The sequence below is a fragment of the Parviterribacter multiflagellatus genome, from assembly GCF_056863265.1.
Genome location: NZ_JBXPIZ010000008.1, coordinates 46,633 through 59,532, shown reverse-complemented (window position 1 = coordinate 59,532; position 12,900 = coordinate 46,633). Strand labels below are relative to the sequence as shown.

Below are 12,900 nucleotides of genomic sequence, written 5' to 3'. Positions count from 1 at the left end.
CTGGAGCGGGCGGCTATGCGAGCAGGATGCCCGCCGACAGGAGGGCGCAGAACACGAGCTCGGTCATCCCCGCCTGCGCGAGCGCCTCGTTGAGCGTCGGGCCGTCGGTGTGCTGGCGGACCGTCCGCACGAGCTTGACCGCGAGCGGCAGCGAGAGCAGCGCCACGAGCACGAACGGCGACCACGCGATCGCCATCCCGATCACCACGAGGTACGAGCCGTAGACCATCGCGCCGAACATCCCGCGCGTGCGCTCCCGGCCGAGCCGCACCGCCAGCGTCCGCTTGCCCGCGCGCCGGTCGGTCTCCATGTCGCGCACGTTGTTGACCACGAGCACCGCGCTCGCCAGCAGGCCGACGGGGACCGCGAAGACGAACGCCTCCCACGGCAGCTCCTCCGCCTGCACGTAGTACGAGCCCGCGACGGCGACGATGCCGAAGAACGTGAACACGAAGACCTCGCCGAGGCCCTCGTAGCCGTACGGCCGCGGGCCGCCGGTGTAGAGCACGCCCGCGAGGATCGACGCCGCGCCGACCGCGAGCAGCCACGGGCCCGCGACGTACACGAGGTACGAGCCGACGAGCACCGCCAGCGCGAACGTCACGTACACCGCGATCAGCACCTGCTTGGGCGGGACGAGACCCCCGGCGGTGACGCGCACCGGCCCGAGGCGGTCCTCGGTGTCGGCGCCGCGCCGGGCGTCGGAGTAGTCGTTGGAGAGGTTCGTCCCGACCTGGATGAGGATCGCCCCGAGCAGCGTCGCGATCAGCGTGAGGACCTCGAAGTGGTCGTCGTGGATCGCGAGCGCGGTGCCGACGAGCACCGGCGCGACGGCCGCGGGCAGCGTCCGCGGCCGCGCGGCCATGAGCCAGATCCGGAGCGGGCTGGTGCGCGTCACGGGCGCTTGGGGAACTGCGAGAAGTCGGGCTGGCGCTTCTCCTTGTACGCCTCGCGGCCCTCGCGCGCCTCCTCGGAGGCGTAGAAGAGGAGGTTCGTGTCGTGCGCGAGCTGCTGGATGCCGGCCATCCCATCCTCGTCCGCGTTGAACGACGCCTTGACCAGACGGAGGGCGAAGGGGGAGAGCGCGAGCATCTCGCGGCACCACTTCACGGTCTCCTCCTCGAGCTGGTCGAGCGGGACGACCGTGTTGACGAGCCCCATGTCGAGCGCCTCCTGGGCGTCGTACTGGCGGCACATCAGCCAGAACTCGATCGCCTTCTTGCGCCCGATCTGGCGGGCGAGGAGCGAGGCGCCGAACCCGCCGTCCCACGAGCCGACGCGCGGGCCGGTCTGGCCGAAGCGCGCGTTGTCGGCGGCGATCGTCAGGTCGCAGCAGACGTGCAGGACGTGCCCGCCGCCGACCGCGTAGCCCGCGACCATCGCGACGACCGGCTTGGGGAGCCGGCGGATCTGCACCTGCAGGTCGGTGACGTGGAACCGGCCCTGGCCGCTGCCGGGCTCGGTCTCGTAGCCGCGGTCGCCGCGGACGCGCTGGTCGCCGCCGGAGCAGAACGCGAGCGGGCCCTCGCCGGTGAGGATGATCACGCCGACGGACGTGTCCTCGCGGGCGCGCTCGAACGCGTTCGAGAGCTCCACGACGGTCTGGGGCCGGAACGCGTTGCGCACCTCGGGCCGGTTGATCGTGATCTTCGCGATGCCGTCGCCGGAGGTCTCGTACCGGATGTCCGTGTACTCGCCGGCGGGCTGCCAGTCGACTGCCATAGCCTGGAACCCTACGAATGCTCGTAGAGGCCTGGCTCCCACGTGCCGCCGCGGCGCGTCCCGATCACCCCGCGGTCAACGCGATCACGTACGCGGAGCTGCTGGCTCGCGCCCGCCGCGTGGCCGCCGGTCTGGCCGCCGCGGGCGTCCGCCGCGGCGACCGCGTCGGGCTCGCGCTCCCGCCGTCCGAGGACTTCGCGATCGCGCTGCACGGCTGCCTGCTCCATGGCGCGGTCGTCGTGCCGCTCGATCTCCGCCAGCCGTCCGTGACCGACGTCGCCCACCTGCTCACCGCGCTGCCCGACGGCACGCCCGATCCCGCCGCGCCGCCCGAGCGGCACGACCTCACCGCCCCCGCGATCGTCGTGCACACCTCCGGCACGACGAGCGCCCCGAAGCCTGTCGTGCTCACGTACGGGAACTGGCTGTGGAGCGCGCTGGGGAGCGCCGTGGCGCTCGGCCACCCGCCGCACGAGCGCTGGCTCTCCGCGATGCCGCTCACCCACGTCGGCGGGCTGTCGATCCTGCTGCGCAGCGCGATCGCGGCGACGACCGTCGTCCTCCATCCCGGCTGGGACACCGGGCGCGCCCTCGCTGCGCTGCGCGACGACGACATCACCATCGCCTCGCTCGTCCCGACGACCCTCGCGCGCCTGCTCGACGCGGGCCTCACCTCGCCGCCGGTCCTCCGCACGGTGCTCCTGGGCGGCGCGCCGATCTCGGACGCGCTTCTCGCCCGCGCGCGCGACGCCGGCGTCCCGGTCGCCCCGACGTACGGGCTGACCGAGGCGTGCTCGCAGGTCGCCACCGCCGGCGTCCCGCTCTTCTGCACCCGCGTGGAGATCGCGGACGACGGGGAGATCGTCGTGCGCTCGCCCACCCTCGCACCGCAGGTCGGGGGCGAGCTGCGCACCGGCGACCTCGGCGCGTTCGACGAGCGCGGCCGCCTGCGGATCACGGGACGGAAGGCGGACACGATCGTGACCGGGGGAGAGAACGTCGCGCCCGCCGAGGTCGAGGCCGTGCTGGAGGCGCACCCGGCCGTGAAGGAGGCCGCGGTCCACGGCCGGCCCGACGACGAGTGGGGCGAGGCCGTCGTCGCGATCGTCGTGCCCAGCCCAGGCGCCACGCCAGACCCGGCAGACCTGCGCGCCCACGCGGCCGCCCGCCTCGCGCCCTACAAGGTCCCCAAGGCCGTCACGCTCCGCACCGACCCGCTCCCGCGCACGCCGTCCGGCAAGCTCCTCCGCCGCGCCCTCTAGCGCCGGCGCAGGCGCATCTCGGTCATGACCGAGGTGGCGAGGTCGACGAGGGTCGCGCGCATCTCCTGCGACCACTCGCGGGGCTCGCCGTCGACGACGCAGAGGGTGCCGATGGCGTGGCCGTCGTCGTCGCACAGCCGCGCGCCGGCGTAGGCGCGGACGCCGTACTGCTCCAGCTGGGGGTCGAGGCGCAGCACGGGGTGCTCGCGGACGTCGGGCACGATCAGCGGCTCCTCCGCCGCGAGCGCCTGCGGGCAGACCGTGTGCTCGAGCGTCGTCTCGCGCGTGCTCGCCCACGGCTCGGGCAGGCCGGTGCAGCCGAGGAAGATCTGGCGGTCGCGGTCGATCAGCGTCACGAGCGCGACCGGCGTCTCCAGCACGCGTGCGGACAGCCGCGCGAGGCGGTCGAACTCCGGGTCGGCGTCGAGCTCCAGCAGCCCGCTGGCGTGCAGCGCGCGCAGGCGGTCGGGGTCGTGGACCTCCGGGGGGAGCGGGATCCCGCCGCCCGCCGGCCGCGACGTGGCCCGCGCCCGCGCCCGCAGCGCGCCCTGCGCCACGGCCTCGACCGTCAGCTTCGTGTCCTCGTCGCCGCGCTGCGCGGCGAGCGCCGCGACGCGCAGGATCGTCGCGTCGCGCACGAACTGCGCGGCGCTCACACCCTGGGTGCGGGCCTCGGTCTCCAGCATCGTCCAGAGGGACTCGTCGAACCGGACGGTGGTCGCGCGCATCGGCATCTCCCTAGGGACGCTATCGGATCCGACATCGCCCGCAAGGCCGAAAGGATGGAATTGGGTATGAAAGCGCTCATACCGATTGCGCTTCCGGGTGGCGCGTGTCAGCTTGATCTGTGCCGATGCGCCACACCGACTCGAACAGCCCCGACCTGTCCCGCCTGGACGACGCCCAGCTGCTGCGTCGGGCCTGCGCGGGCGACGCCAACGCCTTCACGCTCGTGCACGACCGGCACGCCCGTGCGGCGCTGACCGCCGCTCAGCGCATCCTCGGCCGTTCTCCCGCCGCCGAGGACGTCGTGCAGGAGGCGTTCGTCCAGCTGTGGAAGAGCGGTGACCGCTTCGCCCCCGAGCGCGGCTCCCTGCGCGCCTGGCTCCTCGTCGTCGTCCGCTCCCGCGCCCTCGACTCGCTCCGCCGCGAGAAGGTCCGCACGCAGGTCACCGACCGCGTCCTCGCGGCCGTCCGCACCGAGCCGCAGGTCAACGCGGAGGAGGAGATCGCCCGCCGTGCCGCCGCGCGCGACGTGCGCACCAGCCTCACGCGCCTGCCCAAGGAGCAGGGCCAGGTCCTCGGCATGCTCTACCTCGCCGGCCGCACCCAGGCCGAGATCGCGGGCGAGCTCGACGTCCCGCTCGGCACTGTCAAGGGCCGCACGCGCCTGGGCCTGACCAAGCTCCGCACCGACCTGCGCGAGCACTCCGCCGCATGACCAAGGGGCTCCAGCGCCTGGGCCTGTCGGTCCTGCACGGCGGTGCGCGCAGCGCGCACGTCGTCGCGGCGGGGGAGCTCGACGTCGAGACCGTCGACCTCCTCGAGGAGACGCTCTGCGACACGCACCGGCGCGCGCGGCGCATCACGCTCGACCTCACGGCGATCACGTTCCTCGACCTCGCCGGCGTCGCGTTCCTGTACCGGGCCGTGATCAAGCTCGGCACCCAGCTGAAGATCGTTCCCCCCGCCGGCGGCCCCGCGCGCCGGCTGCTTCAGACCAGCGGCGCCGAGCTGCTGCTCCCCGTCTGAAGCGCGTTCCGTCCCCCGCGTTCCCCCGCCCGTCCCCACCCCGGCCGCCTGGCCGCGCGCCCGTCCCCAGCGCGCGGCCAGGCTAGGCTCCGCGGCGATGGTCGACGATCCCGACGCCTACCGCGACGACGCGCGCGCCATGTGGGACGAGGCGGCGCAGGGCTGGGAGAGCCGCCGCGCCGCCTTCCAGCGCGCGATGCAGCCCGTCTCCATGTGGCTGGTCGAGCGCGTCGCCCCGCAGCCCGGCTACACGATCCTCGAGCTCGCCGCCGGCCCCGGCGACACCGGCCTGCTCGCCGCCGAGCTCGTCCTCCCGGGCGGGAAGGTGATCCTCACCGACACGTCCGAGAAGATGGTCGAGGTCGCGCAGCGCCGCGCGCAGGAGCTGGGCATCCGCAACGCGGAGGCCAAGCAGATGGACATGGAGTGGCTCGACGAGCCGACCGCGTCCGTCGACGGGGTCATCAGCCGCTTCGGCTACATGCTGCTCGCCGACCCGGCCGCGGCCTTCCAGGAGACGCGCCGCGTGCTGCGTCCCGGCGGCCGCGTCTCGCTCGCCGCGTGGACGGCCGCCGAGGACAACCCGTGGGCGACCGCCCCGGCGACGTCGCTGCGGGAGCTCGGCCTGGTCGAGGAGGCCGACCCCGCCGCACCCGGCCCGTTCAGCTTTGCCGCGCCGGGGACGATCGAGACGTACCTGGAGGAGGCGGGCTTCGACGACGTCGTCGTCCAGGCGCTCGACGCGCGGTTCGCGTTCCCGAGCCCCGACGCCTACTTCGAGCACCAGCGCGAGATGTCGCCGACGCTGCGCGGCGTCCTGCCGCGGCTGTCGCCGGCCGAGCACACGCACCTGCGCGACGCGATCGACGAGAAGCTCGCGGCGTACGTCCGGGCCGACGGCTCCGTGGAGCTGCCGGCCCGGACGTGGGTCGCCGCCGCGACCGCCTAGGCGGTCGCGCCGCTCGGCTCCAGCTCGGTCCGCGGGATGACGCGGTCGAGCCAGCGGGGCAGCCACCAGGAGCGGTCGCCGAGGAGCTGCATCACCGCGGGCACGAGGATCATCCGCACGATCGTCGCGTCGATCAGGACCGCGGTCGCCAGGCCGACGCCGATGAGCTTGAGGAAGACCTCGGGGCTGAGCACGAACGCCCCGAACACCGCGACCATGATCGCCGCTGCCGCGGTGATCACCCGCGCGGTACGCGCGAGGCCCTCGCTGACCGCCTCGCTGGTCGCCTTCCCGCCCAGGTACTCCTCGCGGATGCGCGAGAGCAGGAAGACCTCGTAGTCCATCGAGAGCCCGAAGAGGATCGCGAACATGATCACCGGGATGAACGGCGGCACCGGCGTCGCGGTGTCGATCCCGATCAGCTGCCCGAGGAACCCGCCGTCGGCGAACGCCGCCACGACGCCGTAGGCCGCGCCGATCGACAGCAGGTTCAGCGCACCGGCCTTCAGCGCCACCAGCGGCGAGCGGAAGGCGACGAGCAGGAGCAGGAACGAGAGCGCGACGACGCCGCCGATGAAGACGGGCATCCGCGCCGCGACCGCGTCGGACTGGTCGACGAGCGACGCGGTGTTGCCGCCGACCTGCACGCCGTCGTGGGCCCGCAGCCGCGTGACGAGCTCCTCGGTCGCGTCGTCCTGCGGCGACGACGCGGGGACGACCGAGATCATCGCGGTGTCGCCCGCGCGGTTCACGACCGGCTCGCTCACCGCCGCGACGCCGGGTTCGTCGCGCGCCTCGGCGGCGACCCGCGCGACGGCGGCGCGGTCCTGTCCGTCCATGACCACGAGCAGCGGCCCGGCCGCGCCGGCGCCGAAGCCCTCGCGCGTGAGGTCGTAGGCGGTCCGCGTCATGGTGCCCTCGGCGTCGTTGCCGCGGTCGGGGAAGCCGAGCCGCAGCCCGGTGACCGGCGCGGCGAGCACGAGCAGGAGCGCGACGCCGGCGACGGCGGCCAGGAGTGGGCGGCGCTGGAGCATCCGGCTCCACCGCGCGGCAGGGGTGCGGGCCGGGTCGGCGGCCTCGCGGCCGACGCCCGGGATGCGCAGCCGGTTGATCCGCGTGCCGAAGAAGCCGAGCAGCGCGGGCAGCAGCGTCACCGAGGCGGCCATCACGATCAGCACCGCGGCGATCGCGCTCAGCGCCACGCCGTAGAGGTAGGTCAGGCCGACGAGGAAGAGGCCCATGAGCGAGATGACGACCGTGCCGCCGGCCACGAGCGCGCTGCGCCCCGCCGTCGCGATCGCCTCGACCGTCGCGGCCTGCGGCGCGAGGCCACGGGCGACCGCCGCGCGGAACCGCGTGATGATGAGCAGCGCGTAGTCGATGCCGACGCCGATCCCGATCATCGCGGCGACCGACTCCGCCCAGTCCGGCGTGTCGACGACGGCGGCCAGCAGCATCACGACGGCGGTCGAGACGCCGAGCCCGAAGAGCGCGGTGATCAGCGGCAGCCCGGCCGCGACGATCGAGCCGAAGGTCAGCAGCAGCACGGCCGCGGCGATCAGCAGGCCGACGCCCTCGGACGAGACCGCGCCCTGCTGCGCATCGACGATGGCCTGGCCGGTGACCGCTACCTGGACGCCGTCGCGCGACGCGCGCTCGGCCGCCTCGATCAGCGCCGTGCCGGTCTCGACCGGGACGTCGGACGCGTTCTCCACCGCCAGCGGCAGCCGCACGAGCGCGGTGCGCCCGTCCTCCGAGACCTGCGCTGCGGGCGGTTCCGCTCCTCGGGCGATCCCTTCAAGCCCGCGCGCCTCGGTCAGCACGCGGTCGACCTGCTCCCGGACGGCCGGCGCGGACGCGTCCTCGGCCCGCCAGACGACGTCGATCGTCTCGGGCGACTGGCCAGGGAAGCGCTCGGTGAGCCGCTCGGCCGCGGCCTTGGACTCCGAGCCCGGTGTCGAGTAGTCGGCCGACCACTCGCCGTGGAACGCGGTGGCGAGCCCGAACGCCGCGACGAGGGCGACCACCCAGCCGAAGACGACGAGCCGGCGGCGCCGGAACATCCGGTCGGCGAGGCGGGCGAGTGGGGTCTGGAGCGGCATCGTTCCCTTTCTTTCCGTCTCAACAGTTGACACGGAAAACGTTGACGGCGGAAACGTACGCGCTCAACAGTTGACGTGTCAAGTGTTGATTTCGAAAAGATCACCTCCTACAGTTCTCGCCGCCATGGGTCACATCGAGCCGAAGTTCCAGGGCTGGTACGGCACGCTTCAGGCGACGCTCCGGTCCCTGGAGAAGATCGAGCAGGAGGTCGAGGCCGAGTCGGGCCTGCCGATGCCCTGGTTCGAGCTCCTCTACTACCTGTGCAAGGACACCGAGCACGACGGCCGCTGGCGCATGGGGGAGCTGGCCGACATGACGCTGCTCTCGCGCGGCGGCGTCACGCGCCTGGTCGCGCGGATGGAGGAGGCGGGCCTCGTGCGCCGCGAGACGCCGCCCGAGAACCGGCGCGTCACGTACGCCGTCATCACGCCGAAGGGCAGGGAGACGATGGAGCGGGCGGCCCCGCTCCAGAAGGCGGCGGTCGAGAAGTACTTCGGCGCGGCGATCACCGACGAGGAAGCCGAGACGCTGCGGCAGATCAGCGTGCGCGTGCTCGAGCTCGTGGGGGAGCGCTGCGACTGGGTCATCAAGGACCTCACCGCCGCGCCTAATTCGTAGGTGAACCCAACGTCGCGCGCGCGTACGCGCTAGGTTCCACCGCCATGTACTACGACGACGACGCCGACCTCGGCCTGCTCGAGGGGAAGACCGTGGCCATCATCGGCTACGGCTCCCAGGGGCACGCGCATGCGCAGAACCTCAAGGACTCCGGAGTTGACGTCGTCGTAGGCCTTCGTCCCGACTCCAAGAGCGTCGAGCAGGCCAAGCAGGACGGCCTGCGCGTGCTGGACGTCGCCGACGCCGCCAGCGCGGGCGACATCGTCATGCTCCTCACCCCGGACGAGCTGCACCGGCAGATCTGGGAGAGCGACGTCCGCGACGGCATCGCCGAGGGCAACCTGCTCCTCTTCGGCCACGGCTTCAGCGTCCACTACGGCGAGGTCGAGCCGCCCGCGGGCGTCGACGTCGCGCTGGCCGCCCCGAAGGGCCCGGGCCACCTGGTCCGCCGCCAGTACACCGAGGGCTCCGGCGTGCCGGGCCTGATCGCGATCCACCAGGACGCGACGGGCAACGCCAAGGCGCTCGCGCTCGCGTACGCCAAGGGCATCGGCTGCACCCGCGGCGGCGTCATCGAGACGTCGTTCAAGGACGAGACGGAGACCGACCTCTTCGGCGAGCAGGCCGTGCTGTGCGGCGGCGCCTCCGAGCTGGTCCAGGCCGGCTTCGAGACGCTCGTCAACGCCGGCTACGACCCGCAGATGGCGTACTTCGAGTGCCTCCACGAGCTCAAGCTCATCGTGGACCTCATGTACGAGAAGGGCCTCGCGGGCATGCGGTACTCGATCTCCAACACGGCCGAGTACGGCGACTACACCCGCGGCAAGCGCGTCATCACCGAGGAGACGCGCGCCAACATGAAGAAGATCCTCGAGGAGATCCAGGACGGCACCTTCGCGCGCGAGTGGATCGCCGAGAACCGCGCGGGCCAGGAGAACTTCAAGCGCATGCGCGAGGAGCAGGCGAGGGGCCAGATCGAGACGACCGGCAAGGAGCTGCGGTCGAAGATGGACTGGATCAAGACCGAGTTCTGAGCCGCGCCCGCCGGTTCTTGACGAATCGGTGACAAGCCGCTCGCACCCGCTCGATATGCTCGCCCAAGGCGCCGCCGCGACTGGCGTCTTGGGTGGAGCACCACCGGGAAGCGGCGGCCGCATCAGCCGCCGCACGCCTGGGCACCTCTGTTCTGAACCACGAACTTCGGAGCTGTCCGCATGACGTCGACCGCGACGGTGGAGATCCCGCCGGACCTGAAGCCCCAAGACGGCCGTTTCGGCGCCGGGCCCTCGAAGGTCCGCCCCGAGCAGCTGCAGCACCTCGCCGACCACGGCGTGGCCATCATGGGCACCTCGCACCGCCAGGCGCCCGTCAAGGGCGTCGTCAAGCGCGTCCGCGAGGGCCTCGCCGACCTCTTCCAGCTGCCCGACGGCTACGAGGTCATCCTCGGCAACGGCGGCACCACCGCCTTCTGGGACGCGCTGGCGTTCGGCGTCGTCCGCGACCGCGCGCTGCACCTGACCTACGGCGAGTTCTCGTCGAAGTTCGCCAAGGTCACGCAGGCCGCGCCGTTCCTCGGCGACTCGATCGTCGTCTCGGCCGACCCGGGCTCCGCGCCCGCGCCGCGCGACGACGACGCCGCCGACGTGGTCGCCTGGGCCCACAACGAGACCTCGACCGGCGTGATGGTGCCGATCGAGCGTCCGGCCGGCGACTCGCTCGTCCTCATCGACGCGACGTCCGGCGCCGGCGGCCTGGCCGTCGACGTGTCGAACGCCGACGTCTACTACTTCGCGCCGCAGAAGTCGTTCGCCTCGGACGGCGGCCTGTGGCTCGCGCTCGCCAGCCCGGCCGCGATCGAGCGGATCGAGGAGATCGGCAAGACGGACCGCTGGGTCCCGGACTTCCTCTCGATCCCCACGGCGCTGGACAACTCGCGCAAGGACCAGACCTACAACACGCCCGCGGTCGCGACGCTCCTGCTGCTCGCCGACCAGCTCGACTGGATGTGCTCCAACGGCGGCCTGGACTTCACGGTCGGCCGCACGAAGGCCTCCTCGGACCACCTCTACGGCTGGGCCGAGAAGACCGAGTACACCTCGCCGTTCGTGCAGGACCCGGCGCACCGCTCGCTGGTCATCGGCACGATCGACTTCAGCGACGACGTCGACGCCGCGCAGGTCGCCAAGACGCTGCGCGCGAACGGCATCGTCGACGTCGAGCCGTACCGCAAGCTCGGGCGCAACCAGCTCCGCGTCGCGATGTTCCCGGCCATCGAGCCGGACGACGTGAAGGCCCTGACGGCCTGCATCGAGTACGTCGTGGAGAACCAGGCATGACCAAGGTCCTCGTCGCCGAGAAGATCGGCCAGAGCGGGATCGACCTGCTCCGCGAGCACTTCGACGTCGACACCGCGTTCGACGCCGACGGCTTCGACCTCCCGAGCCGGATCGCCGAGTACGACGGCATCCTGATCCGCTCCGCCACGAAGATGACGGCCGACCTCATCGAGGCCGGCACGAACCTGCGCGTCATCGGGCGCGCGGGCGTGGGCGTCGACAACGTCGACGTCCCGGCCGCCACCAAGCGCGGCATCGTCGTGGCCAACGCCCCGCAGTCCAACGTCGTCACCGCGGCCGAGCACACCGTGGCGATGCTGCTCGCCGTCGCGCGCAACATCCCGCAGGCGCACAAGTCGCTCGTCGAGGGCCGCTGGGACCGCTCGAAGTACAGCGGCGTCGAGCTGCTCGACAAGACGCTGGGCATCCTCGGCTTCGGCCGCATCGGCCAGCTGGTGGCCGAGCGCGCGAAGTCGTTCGGCATGCGCATCGTCGCGTTCGACCCGTTCGTGTCGGCCGAGCGCTACAAGGAGCTGGGCGTCGAGAAGGCCGAGACGTCCGACGACGTGTACGCGGCCGCCGACTTCCTCACGCTCCACCTGCCCAAGACGCCGGAGACCGAGGGCTGGCTCAACGCCGAGGCGCTCGCGAAGTGCAAGGACGGCGTCTTCGTGATCAACGTGGCCCGCGGGCCGCTGATCGTCGACGAGGACCTCGAGGCCGCGATCGCGTCCGGCAAGGTCGGCGGCGCGGCGCTCGACGTCTTCCGCTCCGAGCCGGTCACCGAGCATCCGCTGTTCGGCAACCCCAAGGTCGTCGTGACGCCGCACCTCGGCGCCTCGACCGCCGAGGCCAACGACCGCGCCGGCTACCAGGTGGCCGAGCAGATCATCGCGGCGCTCAACGGCGGCAGCGTGACGACCGCGGTCAACGCGCCGGCCGTCAAGGCGGAGGACCTCGAGGTGCTCGGGCCGTTCGTCCCGCTCACCCAGGGCCTGTCGCGCCTGGCGTCGACGCTCGCCGAGAGCTCCTCGGTCGACTGCGTCGAGGTCGAGTCGCTGGGCCGCATCGCCGAGCGCGACACCCGTCCGCTGGGCACCGCCGCGCTGCTCGGCGTCCTCTCCGGGCGCACCGAGGAGGAGGCGAACGCGGTGAACGCGCCGTTCCTCGCCGAGGAGCGCGGCATCGAGCTGATCGAGACGAAGAACGCGCACGCGCGCGACTTCACCGACCTGGTCCGCATCACGGTGCGGTCGGGCGGCGTCGAGACGCGCGTCGTCGGCACGACCCTGGGCAACCGCGACCGGCCGCACCTCCTGGAGGCGTGGGGCCAGCGGTTCAACCTCCAGCTCACCGAGCACCTCGCGCTCTTCCGCTACCAGGACGTGCCGGGCCAGATCGGCCGCGTCGGCACGCTCTTCGGCGAGGCCGGCGTCAACATCGCCTCGGCCGCCGTCGGCTACAAGACCGACGAGGACGAGGGCGAGGACGGCGTCGCGGTGATGGTCGTCACCACGTCCGACCCGATCCCGCAGGAGCTCGTCGACCGCATCGTCGCGACCGACGGCTTCCTCGACGGCCGCGCCGTCGCGCTGACCGCCTAGCGCCACCGCTGCATCCGCCCGCCGCGTCCGCCGAAGGTCGGACGCGGCGGTGCGCGGACCCCTGAGCCGTCACGCTGGCGGAGGCCTCCGGTCGTACGGGTATGACCAGAACTCTCCGCAACGCGCTCGCCGCGACCGCCCTGCTCGCCGTCGCCGCGGCGCCCTCCGCTGCCGTCGCGAAGGACCGGGACGCGCACTCGCAGACCTCGCTCACCGTCACGCTGTCGTACGACGACGGCCGCGCAGCCGAGAAGATCGACTGCGGCAAGGAGCTCCAGGACACCCGCGTGCTCTGCTACGGCTTCGTCGGCGACCAGGTCGCCGCGGCCCGCGCGGCCGGCGCGACCAAGGTCCGCACGCGCAGCACCTACGACGACGGCGACTGGGCGGATGCGACCTACCGCGTGCCCGCCACCGACACCGAGCGGTTCACGACGGTGAGCAAGACCTCGTTCAACGGCCGCGAGCGGACGTTCCGCTACACCGCCTCGATCGAGGAGTACCGCCAGCGCGCCGCCGAGGCGCGCAAGAACGCGCGGGTGGCGCGCTGAGCC

The 12,900-nt window shown here is 72.7% G+C and carries 13 protein-coding genes and 1 riboswitch; of the genes, 9 read left to right on the top strand and 4 right to left on the bottom strand.

Annotated elements, in window-relative coordinates; translation table 11 throughout:
- Positions 1-13: 13 nt before the first annotated feature.
- Positions 14-898 (bottom strand): 1,4-dihydroxy-2-naphthoate polyprenyltransferase, encoded by an 885-nt coding sequence (locus AC1UE5_RS17565; RefSeq protein ID WP_482925861.1) that lies wholly within the window; start codon positions 896-898, stop codon positions 14-16.
- On the bottom strand, positions 895-1,722 hold the full coding sequence (gene menB, locus AC1UE5_RS17560; protein WP_482925859.1) for a 1,4-dihydroxy-2-naphthoyl-CoA synthase: 828 nt from the start codon (positions 1,720-1,722) through the stop codon (positions 895-897). The genes AC1UE5_RS17565 and menB overlap by 4 nt, the downstream gene beginning before the upstream one ends.
- Before the next feature lie 17 nt (positions 1,723-1,739).
- Between menB and AC1UE5_RS17555 the strand changes: the two genes are divergently transcribed.
- Positions 1,740-2,984: a class I adenylate-forming enzyme family protein gene (locus tag AC1UE5_RS17555; protein WP_482925857.1), complete on the top strand. Its 1,245-nt coding sequence runs from the start codon at positions 1,740-1,742 to the stop codon at positions 2,982-2,984.
- Here the strand turns inward: AC1UE5_RS17555 and AC1UE5_RS17550 are convergent.
- Complete coding sequence (locus tag AC1UE5_RS17550; protein ID WP_482925855.1) at positions 2,981-3,712, bottom strand: GAF domain-containing protein; 732 nt, start codon at positions 3,710-3,712, stop codon at positions 2,981-2,983. The two genes, AC1UE5_RS17555 and AC1UE5_RS17550, sit on opposite strands and share 4 nt — an antisense overlap.
- A gap of 125 nt (positions 3,713-3,837) precedes the next feature.
- Here AC1UE5_RS17550 and AC1UE5_RS17545 point away from each other — a divergent pair, with 125 nt between their 5' ends.
- From AC1UE5_RS17545 to AC1UE5_RS17535, 3 genes are all read left to right on the top strand, one after another.
- Positions 3,838-4,425, top strand: a complete 588-nt coding sequence (locus AC1UE5_RS17545; RefSeq protein ID WP_482925853.1) for a sigma-70 family RNA polymerase sigma factor — start codon at positions 3,838-3,840, stop codon at positions 4,423-4,425.
- On the top strand, positions 4,422-4,736 hold the full coding sequence (locus AC1UE5_RS17540; RefSeq protein ID WP_482925851.1) for an STAS domain-containing protein: 315 nt from the start codon (positions 4,422-4,424) through the stop codon (positions 4,734-4,736). Before AC1UE5_RS17545 ends, AC1UE5_RS17540 begins: the two co-directional genes overlap by 4 nt.
- A 97-nt stretch (positions 4,737-4,833) precedes the next feature.
- Complete coding sequence (locus AC1UE5_RS17535; protein ID WP_482925849.1) at positions 4,834-5,685, top strand: class I SAM-dependent methyltransferase; 852 nt, start codon at positions 4,834-4,836, stop codon at positions 5,683-5,685.
- On the opposite strand, the gene AC1UE5_RS17530 is transcribed toward AC1UE5_RS17535, so the two are convergent.
- Positions 5,682-7,787 carry an MMPL family transporter gene (locus AC1UE5_RS17530; RefSeq protein ID WP_482925847.1) on the bottom strand — a complete coding sequence of 702 codons (2,106 nt, stop codon included), beginning with the start codon at positions 7,785-7,787 and terminating at the stop codon, positions 5,682-5,684. The two genes, AC1UE5_RS17535 and AC1UE5_RS17530, sit on opposite strands and share 4 nt — an antisense overlap.
- Positions 7,788-7,911: 124 nt before the next feature.
- Here AC1UE5_RS17530 and AC1UE5_RS17525 point away from each other — a divergent pair, with 124 nt between their 5' ends.
- The 5 genes from AC1UE5_RS17525 (at position 7,912) to AC1UE5_RS17505 (ending at position 12,897) form a co-directional block, all read left to right on the top strand.
- A complete protein-coding gene (locus tag AC1UE5_RS17525) occupies positions 7,912-8,406 on the top strand; it encodes a MarR family winged helix-turn-helix transcriptional regulator (protein WP_482925845.1) in 495 nt (164 codons plus the stop codon).
- A gap of 44 nt (positions 8,407-8,450) precedes the next feature.
- On the top strand, positions 8,451-9,440 hold the full coding sequence (ilvC, locus tag AC1UE5_RS17520; protein ID WP_482925843.1) for a ketol-acid reductoisomerase: 990 nt from the start codon (positions 8,451-8,453) through the stop codon (positions 9,438-9,440).
- Between the two features lie 66 nt (positions 9,441-9,506).
- Positions 9,507-9,590: riboswitch (ZMP/ZTP riboswitch) on the top strand.
- Between the two features lie 30 nt (positions 9,591-9,620).
- Entirely contained in the window at positions 9,621-10,742 is a 1,122-nt protein-coding gene (serC, locus tag AC1UE5_RS17515) for a phosphoserine transaminase (RefSeq protein ID WP_482925841.1), read from the top strand.
- Positions 10,739-12,346, top strand: a complete 1,608-nt coding sequence (serA, locus tag AC1UE5_RS17510) for a phosphoglycerate dehydrogenase (RefSeq protein ID WP_482925839.1) — start codon at positions 10,739-10,741, stop codon at positions 12,344-12,346. The genes serC and serA overlap by 4 nt, the downstream gene beginning before the upstream one ends.
- Positions 12,347-12,447: 101 nt before the next feature.
- Positions 12,448-12,897: a hypothetical protein gene (locus AC1UE5_RS17505; RefSeq protein ID WP_482925837.1), complete on the top strand. Its 450-nt coding sequence runs from the start codon at positions 12,448-12,450 to the stop codon at positions 12,895-12,897.
- Positions 12,898-12,900: the final 3 nt, after the last annotated feature.

Bases quoted from the DNA above. Each gene is read 5' to 3' on its own strand.
- AC1UE5_RS17540 (WP_482925851.1), top strand. From the start codon at position 4,422: ATGACCAAGGGGCTCCAGCGCCTGGGCCTGTCGGTCCTGCACGGCGGT.
- AC1UE5_RS17525 (WP_482925845.1), top strand. From the start codon at position 7,912: ATGGGTCACATCGAGCCGAAGTTCCAGGGCTGGTACGGCACGCTTCAG.
- ilvC (WP_482925843.1), top strand. From the start codon at position 8,451: ATGTACTACGACGACGACGCCGACCTCGGCCTGCTCGAGGGGAAGACC.
- AC1UE5_RS17545 (WP_482925853.1), top strand. From the start codon at position 3,838: ATGCGCCACACCGACTCGAACAGCCCCGACCTGTCCCGCCTGGACGAC.
- serC (WP_482925841.1), top strand. From the start codon at position 9,621: ATGACGTCGACCGCGACGGTGGAGATCCCGCCGGACCTGAAGCCCCAA.
- serA (WP_482925839.1), top strand. From the start codon at position 10,739: ATGACCAAGGTCCTCGTCGCCGAGAAGATCGGCCAGAGCGGGATCGAC.
- AC1UE5_RS17530 (WP_482925847.1), bottom strand. From the start codon at position 7,787: ATGCCGCTCCAGACCCCACTCGCCCGCCTCGCCGACCGGATGTTCCGG.
- menB (WP_482925859.1), bottom strand. From the start codon at position 1,722: ATGGCAGTCGACTGGCAGCCCGCCGGCGAGTACACGGACATCCGGTAC.
- AC1UE5_RS17550 (WP_482925855.1), bottom strand. From the start codon at position 3,712: ATGCGCGCGACCACCGTCCGGTTCGACGAGTCCCTCTGGACGATGCTG.
- AC1UE5_RS17535 (WP_482925849.1), top strand. From the start codon at position 4,834: ATGGTCGACGATCCCGACGCCTACCGCGACGACGCGCGCGCCATGTGG.
- AC1UE5_RS17505 (WP_482925837.1), top strand. From the start codon at position 12,448: ATGACCAGAACTCTCCGCAACGCGCTCGCCGCGACCGCCCTGCTCGCC.
- AC1UE5_RS17555 (WP_482925857.1), top strand. From the start codon at position 1,740: ATGCTCGTAGAGGCCTGGCTCCCACGTGCCGCCGCGGCGCGTCCCGAT.